Origin of the sequence: Xanthomonas graminis pv. graminis (assembly GCF_030168915.1) — a bacterium.
Taxonomy (GTDB): domain Bacteria; phylum Pseudomonadota; class Gammaproteobacteria; order Xanthomonadales; family Xanthomonadaceae; genus Xanthomonas_A; species Xanthomonas_A translucens.
This window is the reverse complement of record NZ_CP076255.1, coordinates 4,273,783-4,291,375: the sequence shown is the minus strand read 5'-3', so window position 1 is coordinate 4,291,375 and position 17,593 is coordinate 4,273,783. Positions and strand designations below refer to the sequence as shown.

Genomic DNA, 17,593 nt, shown 5'->3' with positions numbered 1-17,593 from the left:
TCCCGAGTCCCGAGTCCCGAGTCCCGAGTCCCGAGTCCCGGCCTCAATCCGCTGAAATCACCCGGTTCTTGCCCGCCTTCTTGGCCTCGTACATGGCACGGTCGGCGCGCTTGACCAGCACGTCCTGGGTCTCGCCGGCGCGGCGCATCGCCACCCCGGCGCTGAAGCTGATGAACACGCGCTGGTCCTCGTGCACCAGCGCGCGCTGGGCCAGGGCGCGCTGCACCCGGGTCACCGCCGCGGCCGCTTCGAAGATGGTGCAGTCGGGCATCAGCAGCAGGAATTCCTCGCCGCCGAAGCGCGCGATCGCGTCGCTGCCGCGCAAGGTGGTGCGCGCCACCTCGACCACGTGACGCAGCGCGGCGTCGCCGCCGGGATGGCCGTAGATCTCGTTGAGCGTGCGGAAATCGTCCAGGTCCAGCATCGCCACGCACAGCGGCTGGGTGCTGCGCTCGGTGCGCACCAGTTCGCGCGCGAACAGTTCGTCCAGCCCGCGCCGGTTGAGGCTGCCGGTGAGCTGGTCGACCCGCACCAGCCCGCTGACGTCCTGCAGCTCCTGCTCCAGGCGCAGGATGCGCTGCTCGGCCGCGTCCACTTCCTGGCGCGCGGCGATCAGGTGGTCGCGCGCGCGCAGCGCCTGCTGCTGCACATGGCCGGTGTCCTGCAGCACTTCCTGCAGCAGGCGGTTGAGGTCGCCGATGCTGCGCGCGTCGCGGATGGTCTGCGAATAGTCGGCGATGCGGTCGTGGAATTCGCTGGTGCTGATCGCCATGCCATCCAGGTTCTCGACGAAGGACACCATCATGTCCTTCATCGCCTCCTTGGATTCGGCGATGCCCTGCTTCAGCAGGCCCTGCTTGTAGATCACCTCGCGCAGGCTGCCGCGCGCTTCCTCGATCGAATAGCGGTCCAGCGGGCCGCTGATCATGTCGCGCACCACTGCGATCTGGCCCTGCAGCCAGCTGGTGTCGTCGAGCAGTTCGCCGACGTTTTCCAGCAGCAAGTCGAACAGGCCCAGCAGCAGGGTCTGCTGCTCCTGGCTGTCGCTGGCGCGCAGCGACACCTGGTGACACAGCTCGCGTACGCGCTGCGCCACCGGCTCCAGCGGCAGGCCCGGGCGCCATTGGCGCAGCGCCTCGCCGGTGGCCTCCGATGCGTTGGCCAGTTCCGGCAGGGTGTGCAGCAGCGAGGCCAGCGCGCCGGCGATGGCCTGGCGCAGCAGGTCGCGCAGGCGTTCGGTGTCGCTGGGGCCGGCCAGCGGATCGCCGACGTCGATGGTGCGGATGTACTTGTCGATCAGCTGGCGCAGCGCGCGGCCGTAGCTGGGCCAGTCGCTGCTGCTGGCGGCCGATTGCAAGCGCCGGCCCATGTCGCCGAGCTCGCCGTGCAGGCCGGCCATGCCGTCAGCGAAGGCGCCGAGCAGCTCCAGCGGCTGGTGGGCGTGGTTGAACAGGTGGATCAGCGCCGCGGTGGCCGCGGCCGGATCGGCGTGCTCGCCCGGCGCCGCAGGCGCGGCACCAGGACCATGACCATGCCCACGGGCATGGCCATGGCCATGTCCGCGTGGCGCCACCGCGGAGGCGGCCGGCGGCGCCGGTTCACGGCGACGCGGCGACAACAGCTTGCGCAGTCCGCCGACGGGTGGCTCGTCGCGATGGTCCGGCATGCGGACGCTTCCTCCCAGTAAACGCGCCGCCCATGGCGACACTCAGGAACAGGATATCGGCGCTGGCGGCGTGCGCTTGAGCCGTGGGCCACAACCCTACCATCCCACGGCATACGGTCACGGAAATTGGCGGGCGCGACGCAGGCCTGTTCAAAACGGACCAGACGCTGTCACTCTAGCAAGACGTCTGCTGTGGCTTGGCGATCGATGTCCGCGTGGCGCGGATGCGGCGATCGCCGCCGATGACGGGGAGCCTGGCGTCGCCGCGGTTGCGCGGTAGCGGCGTCATGGTATGGTCGCGGGCGCGACCGGACCGATCCAAGGAGACCCAGAACGACATGGCCAATACCCGGGAACCGATCCTGCAACCGATCCCGATCCTGTCCTTGCGCCCCACGCAGATGACGGTGGGGATGCGCGAGGTGAAGGAAAAGCGCAAGCGCTGGCGCGCCCACAAGTCCGAACGCAAACGCGCCGAATTGCTCGGCAAGCACATGATCCCCGTCGTGCTGGGGCCGGACGGCAATTTCTATGTCGTCGATCATCACCATCTCGCGCGTGCGCTGCACGATGAAGGGGTAAAGGACATCCTGGTCACCGTGATCGCCGATCTCAGCGTCGTCGACAAGGCGGCGTTCTGGAGCGTTCTGGATCATTTACGCTGGGCGTATCCCTATGACGCCAAGGGCGAGCGCCGTCCCTTCAAGGAGATCCCGACGTCGATCGCGGACCTGACGGATGATCCCTACCGCAGCGTTGCCGGCGAGGTCCGGCGTGCTGGAGGCTTTGCCAAAGACACCACGCCGTTCAGCGAATTCCTGTGGGCCGACCTGTTCCGCCGCCGGCTGCCGCGCCGCGAGGTCAAAGCCGATTTCGCGCGCGCCGTTGAGAAAGCGCTTGCGATCGCCAGGAGCAAGGACGCGATCTACCTGCCGGGTTGGTGCGGGCCGGTGTCCGACGACTGATCGGGCGTCGCTGGCGCATGACCGGCTTTCCCGCCGAGCGCCTTGTGCAGCGCGCGCTCGACGCGGCCGCCGCACAGCAGGATGACGAACGTGATGACCAAGCACACGGTCACGATCCGCCAATGGCCGGCACCGCACATGATGCCCACGCAAGCGGTGAGCCAGGCGCAGGCGGCGCTGGTGAGGCCGTGGACCCGGACATGCCGCTGGGTGTGATAGATCACCCCGGCGCCGAGAAAACCGATGCCGGTCAGGATGCCCTGGACGACCCGGCTGCCGGCATCGGTGAAGCCGCCATTGCCGGTCGGATCGACCAGCAGGACCACCATCGCGGTCGCCAGGCCAACCAGCCCCAGCGTGCGCACACCGATGGGTTTGCCGTGCAGATCGCGGTTCAAGCCGATCGCGCCGCCGGCCAGGGCGGCGGCTCCGAGACGCAGGACGATGTCGGACAGGTCGATCAATGGGCGTTCCCAGCCGATGCCCCGGCTTGGGCAGCCGGTCCATCATATAGAACCTGGCACCCGGCGTTCGCTTTCATGGCCGTGGTACGGGCGATCCGGTCGGGCAGCGCGCAGGAGCCAGGCGCACCGTTGTGAAGGGACGGCTCGCCTCAGAGCGCGGCGCGGACCTCGTCCAGGCTGGGCGGGTTGGCGCCGGCGCGGGTGCAGTTGATTGCGGCCGCGGCCACGCAGAAGTCCAGCAAGCGCTGCAGCGCCGGCGCCGACTGGTCCAGCGCGGCGAGCGCGGCCAGGTCGGGCAACTGGTGCAGCAGCGCGGCCTGGAAGCTGTCGCCGGCACCAACGGTATCGGCCACCTGCACCGCGCGCCCGGCCACGCGTGCTTCTGCCTCGCCGCGCCAGGCCACCGCGCCGTCGCTGCCCAGGGTCATCACCACCAGCGACGGGCCCTGCTGCAGCCAGCTGCGCGCGATCGCGAACGGATCCTGCTGCGGGTACAGCAATTCGATGTCCTCCTGGCTGACCTTGACCACGTGCGCCAGCGCGATCCAGCGCGCCAGCCGCGCGCGCCACACCGCCATGTCCGGTTCCACCGTCGGCCGCACGTTGGGATCCAGCGAGATCAGCCGCTGCGCGCGTTCGCGCTCGGCCAGGGCCTGGAAGGTGCTGGCGGTGGTCTCGGCGACCAGGGTGTAGGAGCCGAAATGCAGGCCGCCGACCGTGGCGTCGAGCGCCGGCAGGTCGGTGGCGGTCAGCGCGCGGTCGGCGCAGCCGGTGCCGTAGAACGAATAGTTGGGTACGCCCTGCGCGTCCAGCGCGACCATCACCAGGGTGGTCGCCTCGCGCTTGTCGATGCAGTGCTGCAGCGCCACGCCCTCGTGTTCGAGTGTGCTGCGCAGCTGGCGGCCGAGCGGATCGGTGGACAGCCCGGTGAACAGCGCCGACGGCGTACCCAGGCGGGCCAGGCCGATCGCCACGTTGAACGGCGAGCCGCCCTGGCGCGCGGTCATGCCGACCGCGGTACCGGCGTAGCCGTCGATGAAGATGTCGTACAGGGCCTCTCCACACACCACGAACATCGAACGGCTCCTCGGTTGGCTGCAGCGGCGCCGGGCGGCGCGATGGGTGGCTATTGTGGCGTACAAGCCGCAGCGCGGCGACCATGCTGGGTGGTGTGGGATTGTGGCCGCTGCCTGGGTGTGGGGCAGCGAGGCTGCGCCCGTACCCACATCCGCCCCTTCGGGGCACGGGAGAAGGGAGCCGCCTGCGCTGTGCATAGCCCCTCTCCCGTCGGGACCTGATTAGCGCTGTGTCTCAGCTGGTGATGCTGCCTTGGTTTAGAAATGCAGGTTCTTCAGTGAGATACGGCGATGACGCTCAATCGGATCCAGTTCCAAAAGGGGCTTTCGATTCCGGCTTTTCTGAGCCGCTACGGCTCCGAGGCGCAATGTGTCGAGGCCTTGGTTCAGGCCAGGTGGCCCAATGGCTTCGTGTGTCCGCAGTGCGGACACACGCATGCCAGTGGCTTTGAGCGGGGACGCCAGCACCTGTGGCAGTGCGCGCGCTGCCGGGTACAGACCAGCTTGACCGCCGGCACGCCCATGGCAGACACCAAGCTTCCCTTGCGGGTGTGGTGGCTGGCCATCTATCTGGTGAGCCAAGCCAAGAACGGAATTGCTGCGCTGGAACTGGCTCGGCAACTGGGCGTGTGCTATCGCACTGCATGGCGGATCAAGCACAAAGTGATGTCGGCGATGGCCGATCGTGAGCAGTCACGCCGGCTCGACGGAGAGGTCCAGATCGATGATGCCTATCTGGGCGGCGAACGCGCCGGTGGTCCAGGCCAACCGCAGTGGCGCAATAAAGTGCCGTTTATTGCAGCGGTTTCCCTGCATCAAGGGCGCCCGCGCTATCTCCGCCTGGATGTGGTCTCCAGCTTCCGAAGAAGCGTCGTGCACACGTGGGCTCAGCAGGCACTGGCACCGGGCACCCATGTCGTCAGTGATGGGCTGACAGCGTTCACCGGTGTGGGCTGGGCAGGCCTGACCCACGATGCCATCGTGACCGGAAGCGGCCGCAAAGGCGTCCAGCAGCCTCGTCTGCGTTGGGTCAATACGATCCTGGGCAATCTCAAAACGGCGCTTAGCGGCACCCACCATGCGGTGGACTTCCCCAAATACGGCGCGCGCTACCTGCATGCGCATGCCTACCGCTTCAATCGCCGCTTCAACCTGGCCGCCATGGTGCCGCGCCTGGCCAGTGCCCTGGCCGGCGCGGGAAGGCTCACAGAGCAGCAACTGCGTACGACAGCTGAGACACAGCGCTAATCAGGCCGTCGGGAAAGGGGTGGGGGTGAGGGTACGGCGCGAAGCGCCTCGTGGATCCTGGAGGAGCTAGGACGCGCATGCAGACATCGCCTTGCCCATGTGCCTGCCATCCTCTTAGCTTGATTCCCCCATCGCGCGAGGACGTTCTCGATGAAGATCCTGCTCGCCGGCGCCACCGGCCTGGTCGGCGCACAGGTGCTGGCACAGTTGCTCGCCGCGCCGGATTGCAGCGCGGTGGTCGCGCCGACCCGGCGTGCGCTGGACCGCGTCCACCCGAAACTGCACAACCCGCTCGTGGACTTCGAGCAGCTGCCGGCGCAGGCGCCGTGGTGGCAGGCCGACGCGGCGATCTGCGCGCTCGGCACCACGATGCAGCAGGCCGGCTCGCGCGACGCGTTCCGCTGTGTCGATCACGCCTACCCGCTGGCGATCGCGCGGTTGGCGCGGCAGCACGGGGCCAGCGCGTTCGCGTTGAATTCGGCAATGGGTGCCGATCCGGAGTCGCGGCTGTTCTACAACCGGGTCAAGGGCGAACTGGAGCGCGACCTGCAGGCGCTGGATTATCCCTCGCTCACGTTGGTGCGCCCGGGCCTGATCGGCGGCGCGCGGGCGCAGCCGCGCGCGGCCGAGGGGCTGGCCGGCGCGCTGTTGCAGGTACTGGGTCCGTTGCTGCCGCGGCGCTACCGGATCAATCCCGCCGCGCGCGTCGCTGCCGCGCTGGTGGACAGCGCGTTGCGGCCGCGTGCCGGCTGCCATGTGATCGGTTCCGAACGCCTGATCTGAGCGCGAGAAGCCTATGGCCGCTTGACGCGATCGGGATAGGCCGCGTCGCCATTGACGCGCCGCGGCACGCGGCACGCGGCGATCAGAAGTTCATGCTGACGCGCAGGCCACCGACCACGCCGTTGTTGTCCTTGATCCCGTTGGCGTTGCGGATGTACTGCAGGTTCGGCATCAGCGACAGCGCCGGGGTGATGGCGTACTGGTAGTTCAGTTCCAGCGGATATTCGTAGCCCTGCACGCCCACCGCCGTCGCCCCGCCCGGCAGCGCGGCGTTGTAGCGGCGCTGCGCATCGCCGAGGCGTTCGCTGACGCGGGTACGGCCGGCCGCAAAGCCGATGCGGTCGTCCGGACGCGAGGCGAACGGCGCATCCAGCCACGCACCCAGCTGCAGCATCTGGTCGATGCGATCGGTGTCCTTGTCGGCCTGCACCCAGTTGCCGAACAGGCGCAGCGTGCCGCCGCCGGGTCCGTGCCACAGCACCTGCTCGGCGGTGGCGTAGTAGCCGCTTTCGCTGTCCATCGTCGCGGTGGCGGCGTCGCTGACGTCCGACGGCAGGCCGCTGACGGTGACGGTGTTGCGGTAGTCGGCGCTGTTGCGCCAGCCGCCGACGCGATAATGGCCTTGCAGGCCGTCGCCGAAGGTGGGCAGGTACTCGATCTCGGCCACCACCAGCGTGCCCTGGCTGTCGCCGTCGGTGCGCAGTTTCAGGCCCTGGTCGCGGTCCAGGTTGTTCGGGTTGACGTCGTAGGCGCCGAGCTTGAAGCGCCAGGCGTCGTTGGGCTTGAACGCGACAACCGCGCCGTACTGGCTGATCGGATCGACGTACCAGCCGTTGCTGACATAGCCGGGTAGGCCGCCGCAGAAGCTCAGGTTCTGGAACTTGCAGGAGAACGAGAAGAAATCGCCGTTGGCGTAGAGGCGGCCGAGCTTGATGCTGAGGCGGTCGTCGAACAGTTCCTGGGTCAGCGAGAACTGGCTCAGGCGCGTCACCGCGCCGCGGCCGTGGATCTCCTGCACCGCCAGCAGGGTCGGAAAGCCGGCCGCGTCGTTGAGCGAGTCGCCGTTGCGGTTGGCCACTTCGACCTTGAAGGTGGCACCGCGCCAGGCCCACAGCTTGTCCAGGTCGAAGGTGCCGGCCAGGAAGAACTGGTCGGCATAGGCGTAGGTATCGTCGCGGCTGCCGCCGACGTTGTTGTGCGCGAACTCGCCGGTGTAGGACAGGCGCAGGTCCACGCCGCTGTCGACCAGGCGGGTGCGGGTGCCGCCCCAGTCGCCGGTCAAGGTCTTGGCCGGATCGAAATCCTGCGCCGCGGCCTGTGCGCAGCACAGCGCTGCCGACAGCGCCGCCAGGGCGATGCATGGGGTCTTGTTCATCATGGGCGACTCGCTTGGTACGGGGCCGGCACGGGGGCGCGGCCGGTCATGGGAAGGACGCCGGCGTGGCGGCTGCCGGCGCTTGGGGGCAGGCGGCAGTGGCGGCGTGTGCAAGGTGCGGAGCGAAACAGGCGCTGCGGCGCGCGCCGCTGACCCGGCAGCGGGAAGCGGTACGGCGGACGGCGGCGGTGCATGGATGGAACACATGGCCTCCCGGTTGCCCATCGCAATGCGCTGCGCTGGACTGGATGAATGCGGATGCAACCCCTGTGTCCTGAGCATATCGTCGCCACGCTCGTTTCATGTTCGTTATTTTTCGGATTAGATCTTTCTTGTTTTTCTTTGTTCAGGATTGGTGGGGAATGCCAACCGCGGTGCGTGCTCCGCGGCATCCGTTGCGCCTTGTGCGGCAAGGGTCTTGGCGTTCGAGCAGGCCGCGCTGCGGGCGTTGGCCATCGCTGCTGCCGCCTCGCGGCGCAGCGGCGGAACCACGATCTTTGCTGCGTCGCAGCGTCCGGAACGGGGGCAGGGGCTGCTGCCAAAGCGCCGCGCACCGACTATCGGCCAATCCGCAGCGCGGGGCCGGGTTCTGGCACCATGGCGGCCCGCCGCGCACGCAGGCGGCCAGCGCGACGGCCTGTCCCGCCAGCGGCCGCTGCCGCGCATGCCCGGCCACCGCGTTCCCTCTTTCCAGGATCCTCCCCGCAGTGAAGAAGACCTACCAGCTCCGCATCGAAGGCAAGCACCCCGACCGCCTGCTCGACGCCAGCAAGCACGACATCCGCAAGTACATTCGCCGCGAACGCCGCAAGACCTTGCCGGCTGGTGCCGACTACTGGGATTTCGACACGCTGTTCGGCGCCGAAGAGGCCAGCGCCGCGGTGGTGCCGCCGGCCGAGCTGCTGCGTTCGATCGACGCCCTGGTCGCCACGGGCGGCACCCAGTTCTACGTGGAAATCCGCAGCAAGCCGGGCAAGCGCACGCCGCGGCCGCAGGGCGATGCCGCCGTGGCCGATCCGTTCGACGATTGAGGGCGGTTCGCGCATCTGCCTGCGGGAGCGGATCCGGGTGGCCTGCGGGCCATCGGCGGCGATGATCGAGGCGGGCGCGTTGCAGCTCCGGTCGCGGCTGAAGCCGCTCCTACAAGAGCGTGCTGCCCTCCCTGTAGGAGCGGCTTCAGCCGCGACCGACAGGATCGGCGCACGCAATGCATCGGATCGCTGGCGCCCGTCGCGCTGCGCAATAGCGCGCGCATCTCTCGCCATGGCCGCGAACGCGGTCAATCCTTGGCAGGCAGCGCGCCACCGCCCTGCGCAGTCGCCGCGCGCAGCTTGTCCTTCTTGCTCGGGCGCTTGCCCTTGATGCCTCCCGCCTGCGGCGCCGCTTCGGCGGCGGTCACGGCCGCCGAAGCCGGTTCGAAACCGGCGATGCGCTCGCGCGGCACGCGCAGCTGCTGGCGCTTTTCGATCAGGCGCAGGTGCGCCGCGCTGGCCGCATCGACGAAGCTCACCGCCAGGCCGTCGGCGCCGGCGCGCCCGGTGCGGCCGATGCGGTGGGTGTAGTCGGCGGTGGCGCGCGGCAGGTCGTAGTTGACCACCACCGGCAGCTGCGCGATGTCCAGCCCGCGCGCGGCCACGTCGGTGGCGACCAGCACCTGCACCTGGCCGCTCCTGAAGCCGGCCAGCGCCTGGTTGCGGCGGCCCTGGCTCAGTTCGCCGTGGAACGGCTGCGCCGGCACGCCGGCCTTGTGCAGTTTCTCGGCCAGGTTGTCGGCGCCGCGCTGGCTGGCCACGAACACCAGCGCCTGCGGCCAGCCCTCGCTGTGCAGCAGGTGCCGCAACAGCGCGGTGCGCTGCGCGCTGTCCACTTCGATCGCGCGCTGGCGGATCGTCGCCGGAACCGCGGCGGCGGCGTCCTCGCCGATGCGCCGCGGCCCGCGCAGCAGGCGTTGCGCCAGCCCGTCCACGTCGGCCGGGAAGGTGGCCGAGAACAGCAGGGTCTGCCGGCGCCGCGGCAGCAGCGCCAGGATCCGGCCCAGTTCGGCTTCGAAGCCCAGCGCCAGCAGGCGGTCGGCCTCGTCCAGCACCAGCGTGCGCACCGCGCCCAGGTCGAGCGCGTTGTGCGCGGCCAGGTCGAGCAGGCGGCCCGGCGTGGCCACGACGATGTCGGCACCGCCGCGCAGCTTCAGCATCTGCGGATTGATCGAGGCGCCGCCGGCGACCGCGGCCACCTTGATGCGGCGCGGCAGGTAGCGCCCCAGCGCCTGCAAGGTGTCGCCGACCTGCGTGGCCAATTCGCGGGTCGGCACCAGCACCAGTCCGCACACGCGGCGGCTGGGCGGCAGCAGCGCCGCCTGCTGCAGCAGCGGCAGCGCGAACGCGGCGGTCTTGCCCGAGCCGGTCGCGGCGCAGGCCAGCAGGTCGTCGCCGCGCAGGATCGGCGCGACCGCCTGCGCCTGGATCGGCGTGGGCGCGGTGTAGCCGGCAGCGTCGAGCGCGCGGGAAAACGCGGGCAGCAGCTCGGGCGCTAGGCCCAGCGTGGCGAATGGCATGCAACGGAATCCAGGCAAGGGGCGGTCGCGCGATCGTGGCGCAGGCGCGCCTTATCGCGATGGAGGCAGGCGCGCAGCCTAACCGCAGCCGGCCTTGCGCGCGAGGCGCGTGGAGGCCGGCCGCGCGCCGGCAGCGTGTGCGGCGCTGCGCTGCCGATGCCTAGTGCCGACACGCGACGACGCACGGCCATCCATGGCGGATGGCCGTGCGTGGCGTCGCGCCCGCAGCGGGACTTACTGGGTGCAGGTCACGCCCACTGCATTGAACGCCGCAGTCACCGCCGCCACCGAGCGGCCCAGGTCGCTGGCCGCGGTACGCACGCCGCAGGCGCCGCTGTTGAAGCTGGTGCTCGGGGTCCAGTACAGGCGGTTGGCGCGGGCGAACACTTCGAAGGCGGTGCGCGTGTTCCAGCCGGACGTGGTGGCCAGCTTGTAGAACGCCTTGTTGTAGACGCCGGAGGAGTAATGCACGTTCAACCCATTGCGGTAGTTGGCGGCGTTGTCGATCGAGGCGCCGTCCTGCGGCGGATTGGCCATGTAGCGCAGCGCGCCGTTGGACTTGAAGATCTCCGGGCCCACCAGGAAATCGTTGCTGCCCTTGAGGTAGTACTCGGTGGCTTCGCCGGCGATGTCCGAATACGCTTCGTTGATGCCGCCGGGCTGGCCGGAATAGGTGAGGCCGGAATTTTGCTCGGTGAAGCCGTGCGAGACCTCGTGGCCGGCGACGTCGATGCTGACCAGCGGATGGAAGCGGGTGTTGCCGTCGCCGAAGTTCATCGTCGAACCGTTCCAGAATGCGTTCTCGTAGCGGGTGCCGTAGTGCACGCGCATCACCAGCTGGAAGCTCAGCGGCGCCACCCCGGCATAGGCGCGGTACATCTTCTCGATGACGCCGCCGAAGTAGTGCGCGTCGTTGATCGGCGAGTAGGCGCCGTTGATGGCCTTGTAGGTGTTGCGCGGGCAGGCGAACTGGTAGGCGGTGCTGCCGGAGCTGCCGCCGTTGAGGTCCACCGACTTGACTACGCTGTTCTGCATGCGGCAGTTGTCGTCCACCTCGAGGAAGCCGTGGATGCTGCCGCTGCTGCCGTATTCGTATTGCCCGGTCTTGACGTTGCCGCCGGGGCCGGTGGCATCGCGCGTGGTCAGACCCTCCCATTGCCGCAGCACCGCGCCGTTGCGCGCATCGACGATCACGAACGGCCGGGTCGGTGCGCCGCCCTGCGGCGCGTCGGCGAAGAACGACACCACGTAGGCCATGTGCGCGCGGTCGTCGTCGTCCAGGTAGATCATCTGCGGCGCCTGTGCGCGCTCGATGCGGCGCGCGGCCAGTGCGTCGCCGAGCGCGGCGCGCTTGGCCACGTCCAGCGCGCGCTCGGCCGGCAGCAGCGCGGCCGCCGTGGCGGTCGCGGTGGCCGGCAGTTCGCTGGCCAGGCCGGCGACCGAGCGGCCGAACAGGCTGCGCACGCGGCCGTCGCTGCGCTCGCTGACCACGACGTGCTCGCCCCAGATCGGCACGCCGCGGAAGGTCTGCTGGTAGCGGCTGTGCACGGTGCCGTCGGCGTCGGTGCTGCTGCTCAGCAAGCGCAGCGCGGACTCGGCATCCAGCCCGACCAGTTCGGCATGGCGCACCGCGGCGGCCGCGGGCACGCCGCCCAGGCTGGTGGCGACGGCCTGGTACTGGGTGTTGAGCGCGCCGAGATCCTTGCCGTGCAGATCCACGCGTTCGGCCGCGGCGGCGGAGGTGGTGGCGAGGGCGAGCAGCAACGACGGCAACAGCGCCAGCAGGCACTGGCGGCGGATGGACTGGGTCATGTCGGGTTCCTCTGAGCGATAAGGAAAGTCGTGCCGGCGTGGCAGCGCAGGGCGGCCACCTTGCTTGCAGTTGCGTGGTGGATCACGGCAGCGTTGCGACAGATGGCACGCTGCCGTTGCCCTGGACACGAACATAACGACGCAGTTACCAGTTTTGGTAGACAGGTTTCGTTCATGTTTCAAATGTGGGATGGCGAGCCTGATGTCCCGCTTCGGCAGGCGTGTGGGTCGCTACGCCGGCCATGAGGATGCGAAACGGCGTGTCGGCAACCGCGCGGTTTCGCTCCCGCCCTGGTTGTGCGGCGACGCAGCGGGCGGTTTGCGCCAGGCGGCACTCGAACGATAATCGCGCTGCACGGCGTTGCAGATGCAATGTTTATCGTTTATAGCAAGCCACGCTCGATCCGCTGCGGTATGCCGGAAAGCCGCGATTGGGCATTTGCGAAAATGGCGAAAAAACACACGTTTTCAGCTGGATTACGCACAATGCGAGCGCTTGATTGCGATACCTTTCTGGGCTGTAGAAAAGCGACGGCGATGCCTGCGCGATGTGTATGGAGTTAATCGTAGACGCGGGCGATCCAAAATGCGCGGCAAGTCACCGTTGCGGATATTGGCGATTGCCGCCGCGGAGAGCGGGTTGCTATATCTGTCGCCTCGGTGCGCTGCTGGTGCCCGCCGAGTCTCCCTCCTCCTTTTGGAATCGCAACCGTATGCGCGGTTCGCTCCTGTGGCCGATGTCGGCTGCGCTCGTTGCGGCGATGCGCGGATGCTGGCGGTGTGCGCCGGTGCTGGCGGTGTGGCAGCGCGGGCGCGATCGCAGCGCATGCCGCGTGCTCGGCATGGCGCTGGCCGCGGTGGTGCTGGTCACGCCGTCGCTCTCGGCGCAGGCAGCGGATATCGGTGCGCTGCGGCAGGCGGCGACCGGCGCGCGCTTCAGTTACGGACATTCCACCTATCGCCTGATTCCCGGCGCGGTGGTGCGCCTGCACGCCGAACAACGCCTGCGCGGGCCGCATCCGGCGGATGCCGGGGACCACGTGGCCGCACGGGTCGGCCCGTACGCGATCCTGCTGGGGCGCGAGGCCCGCGACGCGGCGCATGCGCCGCCGGATCCGTCCACGCCGGACGAGCGCCTGGTCGCGGCAATCAACGAACTGACCGCGCAGACCGTGCTGGTCGCGCCCAAGCTCAAGTTGTTCGGCACCACGCCGGCGGTGGCCGATGCGTTGGCGCGCAGGACCGGCGGTACCACGGTCTACGCCTCGGCGATGGATGGCAGCGCGGCGATCCGCTACGGCTCGGTCGAGGCCGCGCACGCGGCGCTGGTGCAACTGCAGAACGCCAGCGGCGTGACCGAGGTGGCGCTGCAGCTCATCCAGAGCGTCGACGAGCGCAACTGATGGAGGGCCACGCCGCCGCCTCGGGGTGAGGCGGCGGCGCGCAGTTCAGCCGGCCAACGCCAGCTCGTCGAGCATCGCGCGCAGGAAGCGCGCCGCCTCGCCGCCGGTGCAGGCACGGTGGTCGAAGCTCAGCGATAGCGGCAGCAGCTTGTGCGTTTCCACCCCGCCCAGCACCGGCACCAGCTGGTGCCGGGCGCGGCCGGCGGCGACGATCGCCACGCACGGCGGCACCACGATCGGGGTGGCGTAGCGGCCGGCGAACATGCCGAAGTTGGACAGCGAGATGGTGTAGCCGCTCAGTTCGGAGGCGGCGATGCTGCGCGCTTCCACCTGCTGGCGCAGTCGGTTGACGCCTTCGCGAATGCCGCGCGCATCGAGCATGTCGGCGTTGCGCAGCGCCGGCACGAACAGGCCGTCGTCGGTGTCCACGGCGATGCCGATATCCACGTGCGCGTGCAGTGTGCGGGTCAGCGCCTCGCCGTCGAACCAGGCATTGAGCGCCGGCACCGCGTGGCAGGCGGCGACGATCGCGCGCACCAGGCGTGCGGTCATGTCGTTGCCGGGTGACCAGGCATGGAGGTCGGCATCGTCGTTGAGCGTGGTCAGCACCACCTCGCGTTGCGCCTGCGCCATCACCCGCGCCATGTTGCGGCGCACGCCCTTGAGCGGCTCCGGCTGGCCGTGCGCGGCGGGGCCGGGCGGCTGTGTGCGCATCGGTTTGCCGGTGGCGGACAGTGGCGTGCGCGAGGGTGCTGCAGTTTTTGTAGGAGCGGCTTCAGCCGCGACCTGCGGCGGCGGTGCGGTCGCGGCTGAAGCCGCTCCTACAACGGCCGAACCGTTCGCTGCCGCCTGCTTCACGTCGGCCAGGGTCACTGCGCCGTCGCCGCCGCTGGCGCGCACCCGCGTCAGGTCCACGCCCAGTTTCTTTGCCAGTGCGCGCACCGCCGGCATCGCGCGGACCCCGCCGACCGAGACCGTGCGCTCGCTGTGCACGGCGTTGGAACTCTGCATCGCACCGACCACGGTGCCGGCGTCGTCGCGCGCGCCATCGCCCGGCGCCGCGTCGGCATCGCGCAGTTCGCCGCCGGTGTCGGAGGCGATGACGCGGTCGTTGTCGCCCGGCGCATCGGCACCGGCGCCCTTGCCGGAGCTGGCAGGCGCGGCGCCGCCGTGGTGGTGGCCGGTGTCCTGGCCGTCGGCGCGCTGCGGCATGCTGGCGTCGGGCGCGAACTGCGCCAGCATGCTGCCGGTGACGACGATGTCGCCCGGCGCGCCGGCCAGTTTCAGCACCTTGCCGGAGACGGGCGAGGGCACTTCGACCACCGCTTTGGCGGTTTCCATCGACACCAGCGGCTCGTCGAGCTGGATGGTGTCGCCTTCCTTGACGAACCATTCGACGATGGTGGCGTCGGGCAGGCCTTCGCCCAGATCGGGCAGATTGAAGCTCTTGGTTTGGCTCATGTGCTCTCTTCCAGCAGTTCCAGGTCGCGCGCCGGCAGCCAGCCCTGCGCGCCATCGGCGCGCTCGGCCCACCACCAGTCGCCGTATTCGTGATGCAGGGTCACGGTATCGCCCTGCGCGGCATCCAGTTCGCGTGCGTCGTAGTCGCGCAACGCCTCGGCGTGGCCGTCGCCGGTGGCGCGCAGCCAGGCCAGCGGTGCCCAGCCGGCGTTGCCGGCCGCGGTCGTGGTCCAGACGAACGCGGGCCATTCCTCGTCGCGCACGCCCAGTACCACGCGCTCGCCGGCGGCGAAGCGGATCGGGTGCGGGTAGGCGGCGCGGTAGTCGCTGAGCAGGCGCGCCCGCATGTCAGCCTGCGGCGACGGCACGCTTGGCCGCCGCGACGATCTTGTCCACGCTCGGCAGGTATTTCATCTCCAGCCGGAACAAGGGAATATGCGTGTCGTAGCCGGTCACCCGCTGCACCGGCGCGACCAGGTCGTACATCGATTGCTCGGCCAGGCGCGCGGCGATCTCGGCGCCGAAGCCGGCGCTGCGCGGGGCCTCCTGCACGATCACGCAGCGGCCGGTGCGCGCCACCGATTCGGCGATGGTGTCGAAGTCCAGCGGGCGCAGCGTGGCCACATCGATGACTTCGGCGCTGATGCCGTCTGTGGCCAGTGTGTCGGCCGCTTCCAGCGCTTCCTTGACCTGCGCGCCCCACGCCACCAGGGTCACGTCGCTGCCCTCGCGCAGCACGAAACACACGTCCAGCGGCAGCGCCTCGCCGTCGTCGGCGACCACTTCCTTGTACTGGCGGTAGATGCGCTTGGGCTCCATGTAGATCACCGGATCCGGCTCGCGGATCGCCGCCAGCAGCAGGCCGTAGGCGCGCTGCGGCGAGGACGGCAGCACCACGCGCAGGCCCGGCACGTTGGTGAAGATGGCCTCGTTGGCTTCGCTGTGGTGCTCCGGCGCGCGGATGCCCCCGCCCCACGGCACGCGCAGCACCATCGGGCAATGCAGGCGGCCGCGGGTGCGGTTGCGCAGGCGCGCGGCGTGGCAGATCAGCTGATCGACCATCGGATAGACGAAGCCGTCGAACTGCGCCTCGGCCACCGGCTTCATGCCTTGCGCGGCCAGGCCGACGCTGAGGCCGGCGATGGTGGTTTCGTCCAGCGGCGTGTCCAGCACGCGCTGCGCGCCGAAGCGCTGCTGCAGGCCGGCGGTGGCGCGGAACACGCCGCCGTTGACGCCAACGTCCTCGCCCAGCACCAGCACCGACGGGTCGTGCTGCAGTTCCCAGGCCAGGGCCTGGGTGACGGCTTCGATCAGGGTGATGGGGGCGCTGGTCATCGGGCTGTCTCCGCGCGCTGTCGCCGCGCTGTGGGCGGTGCCGGCCGCGTGCGCGGCGGCCGTGTCGGCGAGCCGAGGGCTGAACTCATCCATGGCGCTGCTCCAGGGCGATGGCCTCGGCGCGCTGTGCGAGCAGGTCCGGCGGCGGATCGGCGTACAGATGATCGAACATCGCTTCCACCGGCTGCACCGGGGTGGCCAGGTAGGCATCGACCTCGATGTCGACCAGGCGCGCGCATTCCTGCTTCCACGCCGCTTCCTCGGCGTCGTTCCACAGGCCCTGCGCGGTCAGCCAGGTGCGCAGCCGGGTCAGCGGTTCGCGCTCCCAGGCGTGCTTGACCTCGTCGGCGTCGCGGTAGCGGCGCGCGTCGTCGGCGGTGGTGTGGTCGGACAGGCGATAGGTCATGCATTCGATGACCGTGGCGCCCTGTCCGGACAGCGCGCGCTCGCGTGCCTGGCGCATCGCTTCCAGCACCGCGATCAGGTCGTTGCCGTCCACCTGCAGGCAGTGCAGGCCGCCGGCCAGACCCTTCTGCGCCAGGGTCTGCGCGCCGGTCTGCGCCGCGCGCGGCACCGAGATCGCCCAGCCGTTGTTGATCACGCACAGGATCAGCGGCAGCTGGTAGGCGCCGGCGGAATTGAGTGCGGCATAGAAATCGGTCTTCGAGGAGCCGCCGTCGCCGCAGGTGGCGACGGCGACATGGCCTTCGTTGCGCAGCTTGAACGCCAGCGCCGCGCCGGCGGCATGCAGGCACTGGGTGGAGATCGGCACGCAGATCGGGAAGTCCTTGGCGGCGTCGGAATCGCGCAGGAAGTCGCTGCCGCGTTCGTCGCCGCCCCAGTACAGCAGCACCTCGCGCGGGCGCACGCCGCGCATGAACATGGCGCCGTATTCGCGGTAGCTGGGCGCCAGCACGTCGCCGCTGCGCATCGCCGCGCCGATGCCGATGTGGGTGGCTTCGTGGCCCAGGCACGAGGCGTAGGTGCCGAGCTTGCCGGTGCGTTGCAGGGCCACGGCCTTGCTGTCGAAGGTGCGCACGTAGAGCATCTGCTTGAACAGCGCCAGCAGGGTCTGCGGGTTGGCCGAGTCGGCCGGGAGGGCGTCGCGAGCCGGCTGGCCGTCCGCGTCGAGGTACTGCAGGTATTCGATTTCGAACTGGGCGGCGATGGTCATGACAGCGGCACTCTCGACAACAAGTTTCAAATGATATGACTCGGCATGTTAAGGACGGCGTGCACAAAAGCCGTCCTGCACCGCAGCACAGGTTCTTGCTGGATTGCAGCAAAAAACGTGTGCTGTGTGGGCGTTGCGCCCTGCTGGCGTTGACTTCGGCGATTGCTGCGTTGCGGTTGGTGGTTCGCCGTGGGTGTGGATGTGTGGCGGTGGATGTTCAGGGCGGGGTGGGCCTGGTGCGTGCTGTACAGGTGCCCCGAAGGGGCGGATGAGGGGACGT

16 protein-coding genes are annotated in these 17,593 nt (G+C 69.4%); 5 read left to right on the top strand and 11 right to left on the bottom strand.

Annotated elements, in window-relative coordinates; genetic code table 11:
* Positions 1 to 43: 43 nt before the first annotated feature.
* Positions 44 to 1,666, bottom strand: a complete 1,623-nt coding sequence (locus KHF85_RS18690) for a GGDEF domain-containing protein (protein ID WP_284567812.1) — start codon at positions 1,664 to 1,666, stop codon at positions 44 to 46.
* Positions 1,667 to 2,004: 338 nt separating this feature from the next.
* Between KHF85_RS18690 and KHF85_RS18685 the strand changes: the two genes are divergently transcribed.
* The gene (locus tag KHF85_RS18685; RefSeq protein WP_284567811.1) at positions 2,005 to 2,631 is read left to right on the top strand and encodes a ParB-like protein; all 627 of its coding nucleotides are present in this window, start codon (positions 2,005 to 2,007) and stop codon (positions 2,629 to 2,631) included.
* Here KHF85_RS18685 and KHF85_RS18680 read toward each other — a convergent pair.
* Both KHF85_RS18680 and KHF85_RS18675 read right to left on the bottom strand, forming a co-directional pair.
* Positions 2,592 to 3,095, bottom strand: a complete 504-nt coding sequence (locus KHF85_RS18680; RefSeq protein WP_284567810.1) for an MgtC/SapB family protein — start codon at positions 3,093 to 3,095, stop codon at positions 2,592 to 2,594. The two genes, KHF85_RS18685 and KHF85_RS18680, sit on opposite strands and share 40 nt — an antisense overlap.
* 149 nt (positions 3,096 to 3,244) lie before the next feature.
* Complete coding sequence (locus KHF85_RS18675) at positions 3,245 to 4,171, bottom strand: carbohydrate kinase family protein (RefSeq protein WP_284567809.1); 927 nt, start codon at positions 4,169 to 4,171, stop codon at positions 3,245 to 3,247.
* A 291-nt stretch (positions 4,172 to 4,462) separates the two neighbouring features.
* Between KHF85_RS18675 and KHF85_RS18670 the strand changes: the two genes are divergently transcribed.
* Complete coding sequence (locus KHF85_RS18670; protein WP_284566649.1) at positions 4,463 to 5,419, top strand: IS1595 family transposase; 957 nt, start codon at positions 4,463 to 4,465, stop codon at positions 5,417 to 5,419.
* A gap of 150 nt (positions 5,420 to 5,569) precedes the next feature.
* Positions 5,570 to 6,202 carry a Rossmann-fold NAD(P)-binding domain-containing protein gene (locus tag KHF85_RS18665; RefSeq protein WP_284567808.1) on the top strand — a complete coding sequence of 211 codons (633 nt, stop codon included), beginning with the start codon at positions 5,570 to 5,572 and terminating at the stop codon, positions 6,200 to 6,202.
* Positions 6,203 to 6,284: 82 nt separating this feature from the next.
* Here KHF85_RS18665 and KHF85_RS18660 read toward each other — a convergent pair whose 3' ends face one another.
* Together KHF85_RS18660 and KHF85_RS18655 are read right to left on the bottom strand one after the other, a co-directional pair.
* Positions 6,285 to 7,580 (bottom strand): carbohydrate porin, encoded by a 1,296-nt coding sequence (locus tag KHF85_RS18660; protein WP_284567807.1) that lies wholly within the window; start codon positions 7,578 to 7,580, stop codon positions 6,285 to 6,287.
* A gap of 318 nt (positions 7,581 to 7,898) precedes the next feature.
* The gene (locus KHF85_RS18655) at positions 7,899 to 8,069 is read right to left on the bottom strand and encodes a hypothetical protein (RefSeq protein WP_284567806.1); all 171 of its coding nucleotides are present in this window, start codon (positions 8,067 to 8,069) and stop codon (positions 7,899 to 7,901) included.
* Positions 8,070 to 8,284: 215 nt separating this feature from the next.
* On the opposite strand from KHF85_RS18655, the gene KHF85_RS18650 reads away from it, so the two are divergent.
* Entirely contained in the window at positions 8,285 to 8,608 is a 324-nt protein-coding gene (locus KHF85_RS18650) for a DUF6172 family protein (protein WP_009584587.1), read from the top strand.
* A gap of 248 nt (positions 8,609 to 8,856) precedes the next feature.
* Here KHF85_RS18650 and KHF85_RS18645 read toward each other — a convergent pair whose 3' ends face one another.
* Both KHF85_RS18645 and KHF85_RS18640 read right to left on the bottom strand, forming a co-directional pair.
* Complete coding sequence (locus KHF85_RS18645) at positions 8,857 to 10,128, bottom strand: DEAD/DEAH box helicase (RefSeq protein ID WP_284567805.1); 1,272 nt, start codon at positions 10,126 to 10,128, stop codon at positions 8,857 to 8,859.
* 234 nt (positions 10,129 to 10,362) lie between these two features.
* The gene (locus KHF85_RS18640; RefSeq protein ID WP_284567804.1) at positions 10,363 to 11,940 is read right to left on the bottom strand and encodes a M4 family metallopeptidase; all 1,578 of its coding nucleotides are present in this window, start codon (positions 11,938 to 11,940) and stop codon (positions 10,363 to 10,365) included.
* A 713-nt stretch (positions 11,941 to 12,653) separates the two neighbouring features.
* On the opposite strand from KHF85_RS18640, the gene KHF85_RS18635 reads away from it, so the two are divergent.
* Positions 12,654 to 13,343 (top strand): hypothetical protein, encoded by a 690-nt coding sequence (locus KHF85_RS18635; RefSeq protein ID WP_284567803.1) that lies wholly within the window; start codon positions 12,654 to 12,656, stop codon positions 13,341 to 13,343.
* Positions 13,344 to 13,388: 45 nt separating this feature from the next.
* Here the strand turns inward: KHF85_RS18635 and KHF85_RS18630 are convergent, their stop codons facing one another.
* From KHF85_RS18630 to pdhA, 4 genes are read right to left on the bottom strand one after another with little or no spacing between them, the layout of a single operon-like run.
* The gene (locus KHF85_RS18630; RefSeq protein WP_284567802.1) at positions 13,389 to 14,804 is read right to left on the bottom strand and encodes a dihydrolipoamide acetyltransferase family protein; all 1,416 of its coding nucleotides are present in this window, start codon (positions 14,802 to 14,804) and stop codon (positions 13,389 to 13,391) included.
* A complete protein-coding gene (locus KHF85_RS18625; protein WP_284567801.1) occupies positions 14,801 to 15,151 on the bottom strand; it encodes an SH3 domain-containing protein in 351 nt (116 codons plus the stop codon). The genes KHF85_RS18630 and KHF85_RS18625 overlap by 4 nt, the downstream gene beginning before the upstream one ends.
* Before the next feature lies 1 nt (position 15,152).
* Entirely contained in the window at positions 15,153 to 16,232 is a 1,080-nt protein-coding gene (locus KHF85_RS18620; RefSeq protein ID WP_284567800.1) for an alpha-ketoacid dehydrogenase subunit beta, read from the bottom strand.
* Positions 16,225 to 17,313, bottom strand: coding sequence for a pyruvate dehydrogenase (acetyl-transferring) E1 component subunit alpha (gene pdhA / locus KHF85_RS18615; RefSeq protein ID WP_284567799.1), 1,089 nt, complete (start codon positions 17,311 to 17,313; stop codon positions 16,225 to 16,227). Before pdhA ends, KHF85_RS18620 begins: the two co-directional genes overlap by 8 nt.
* Positions 17,314 to 17,593 lie beyond the last annotated feature (280 nt).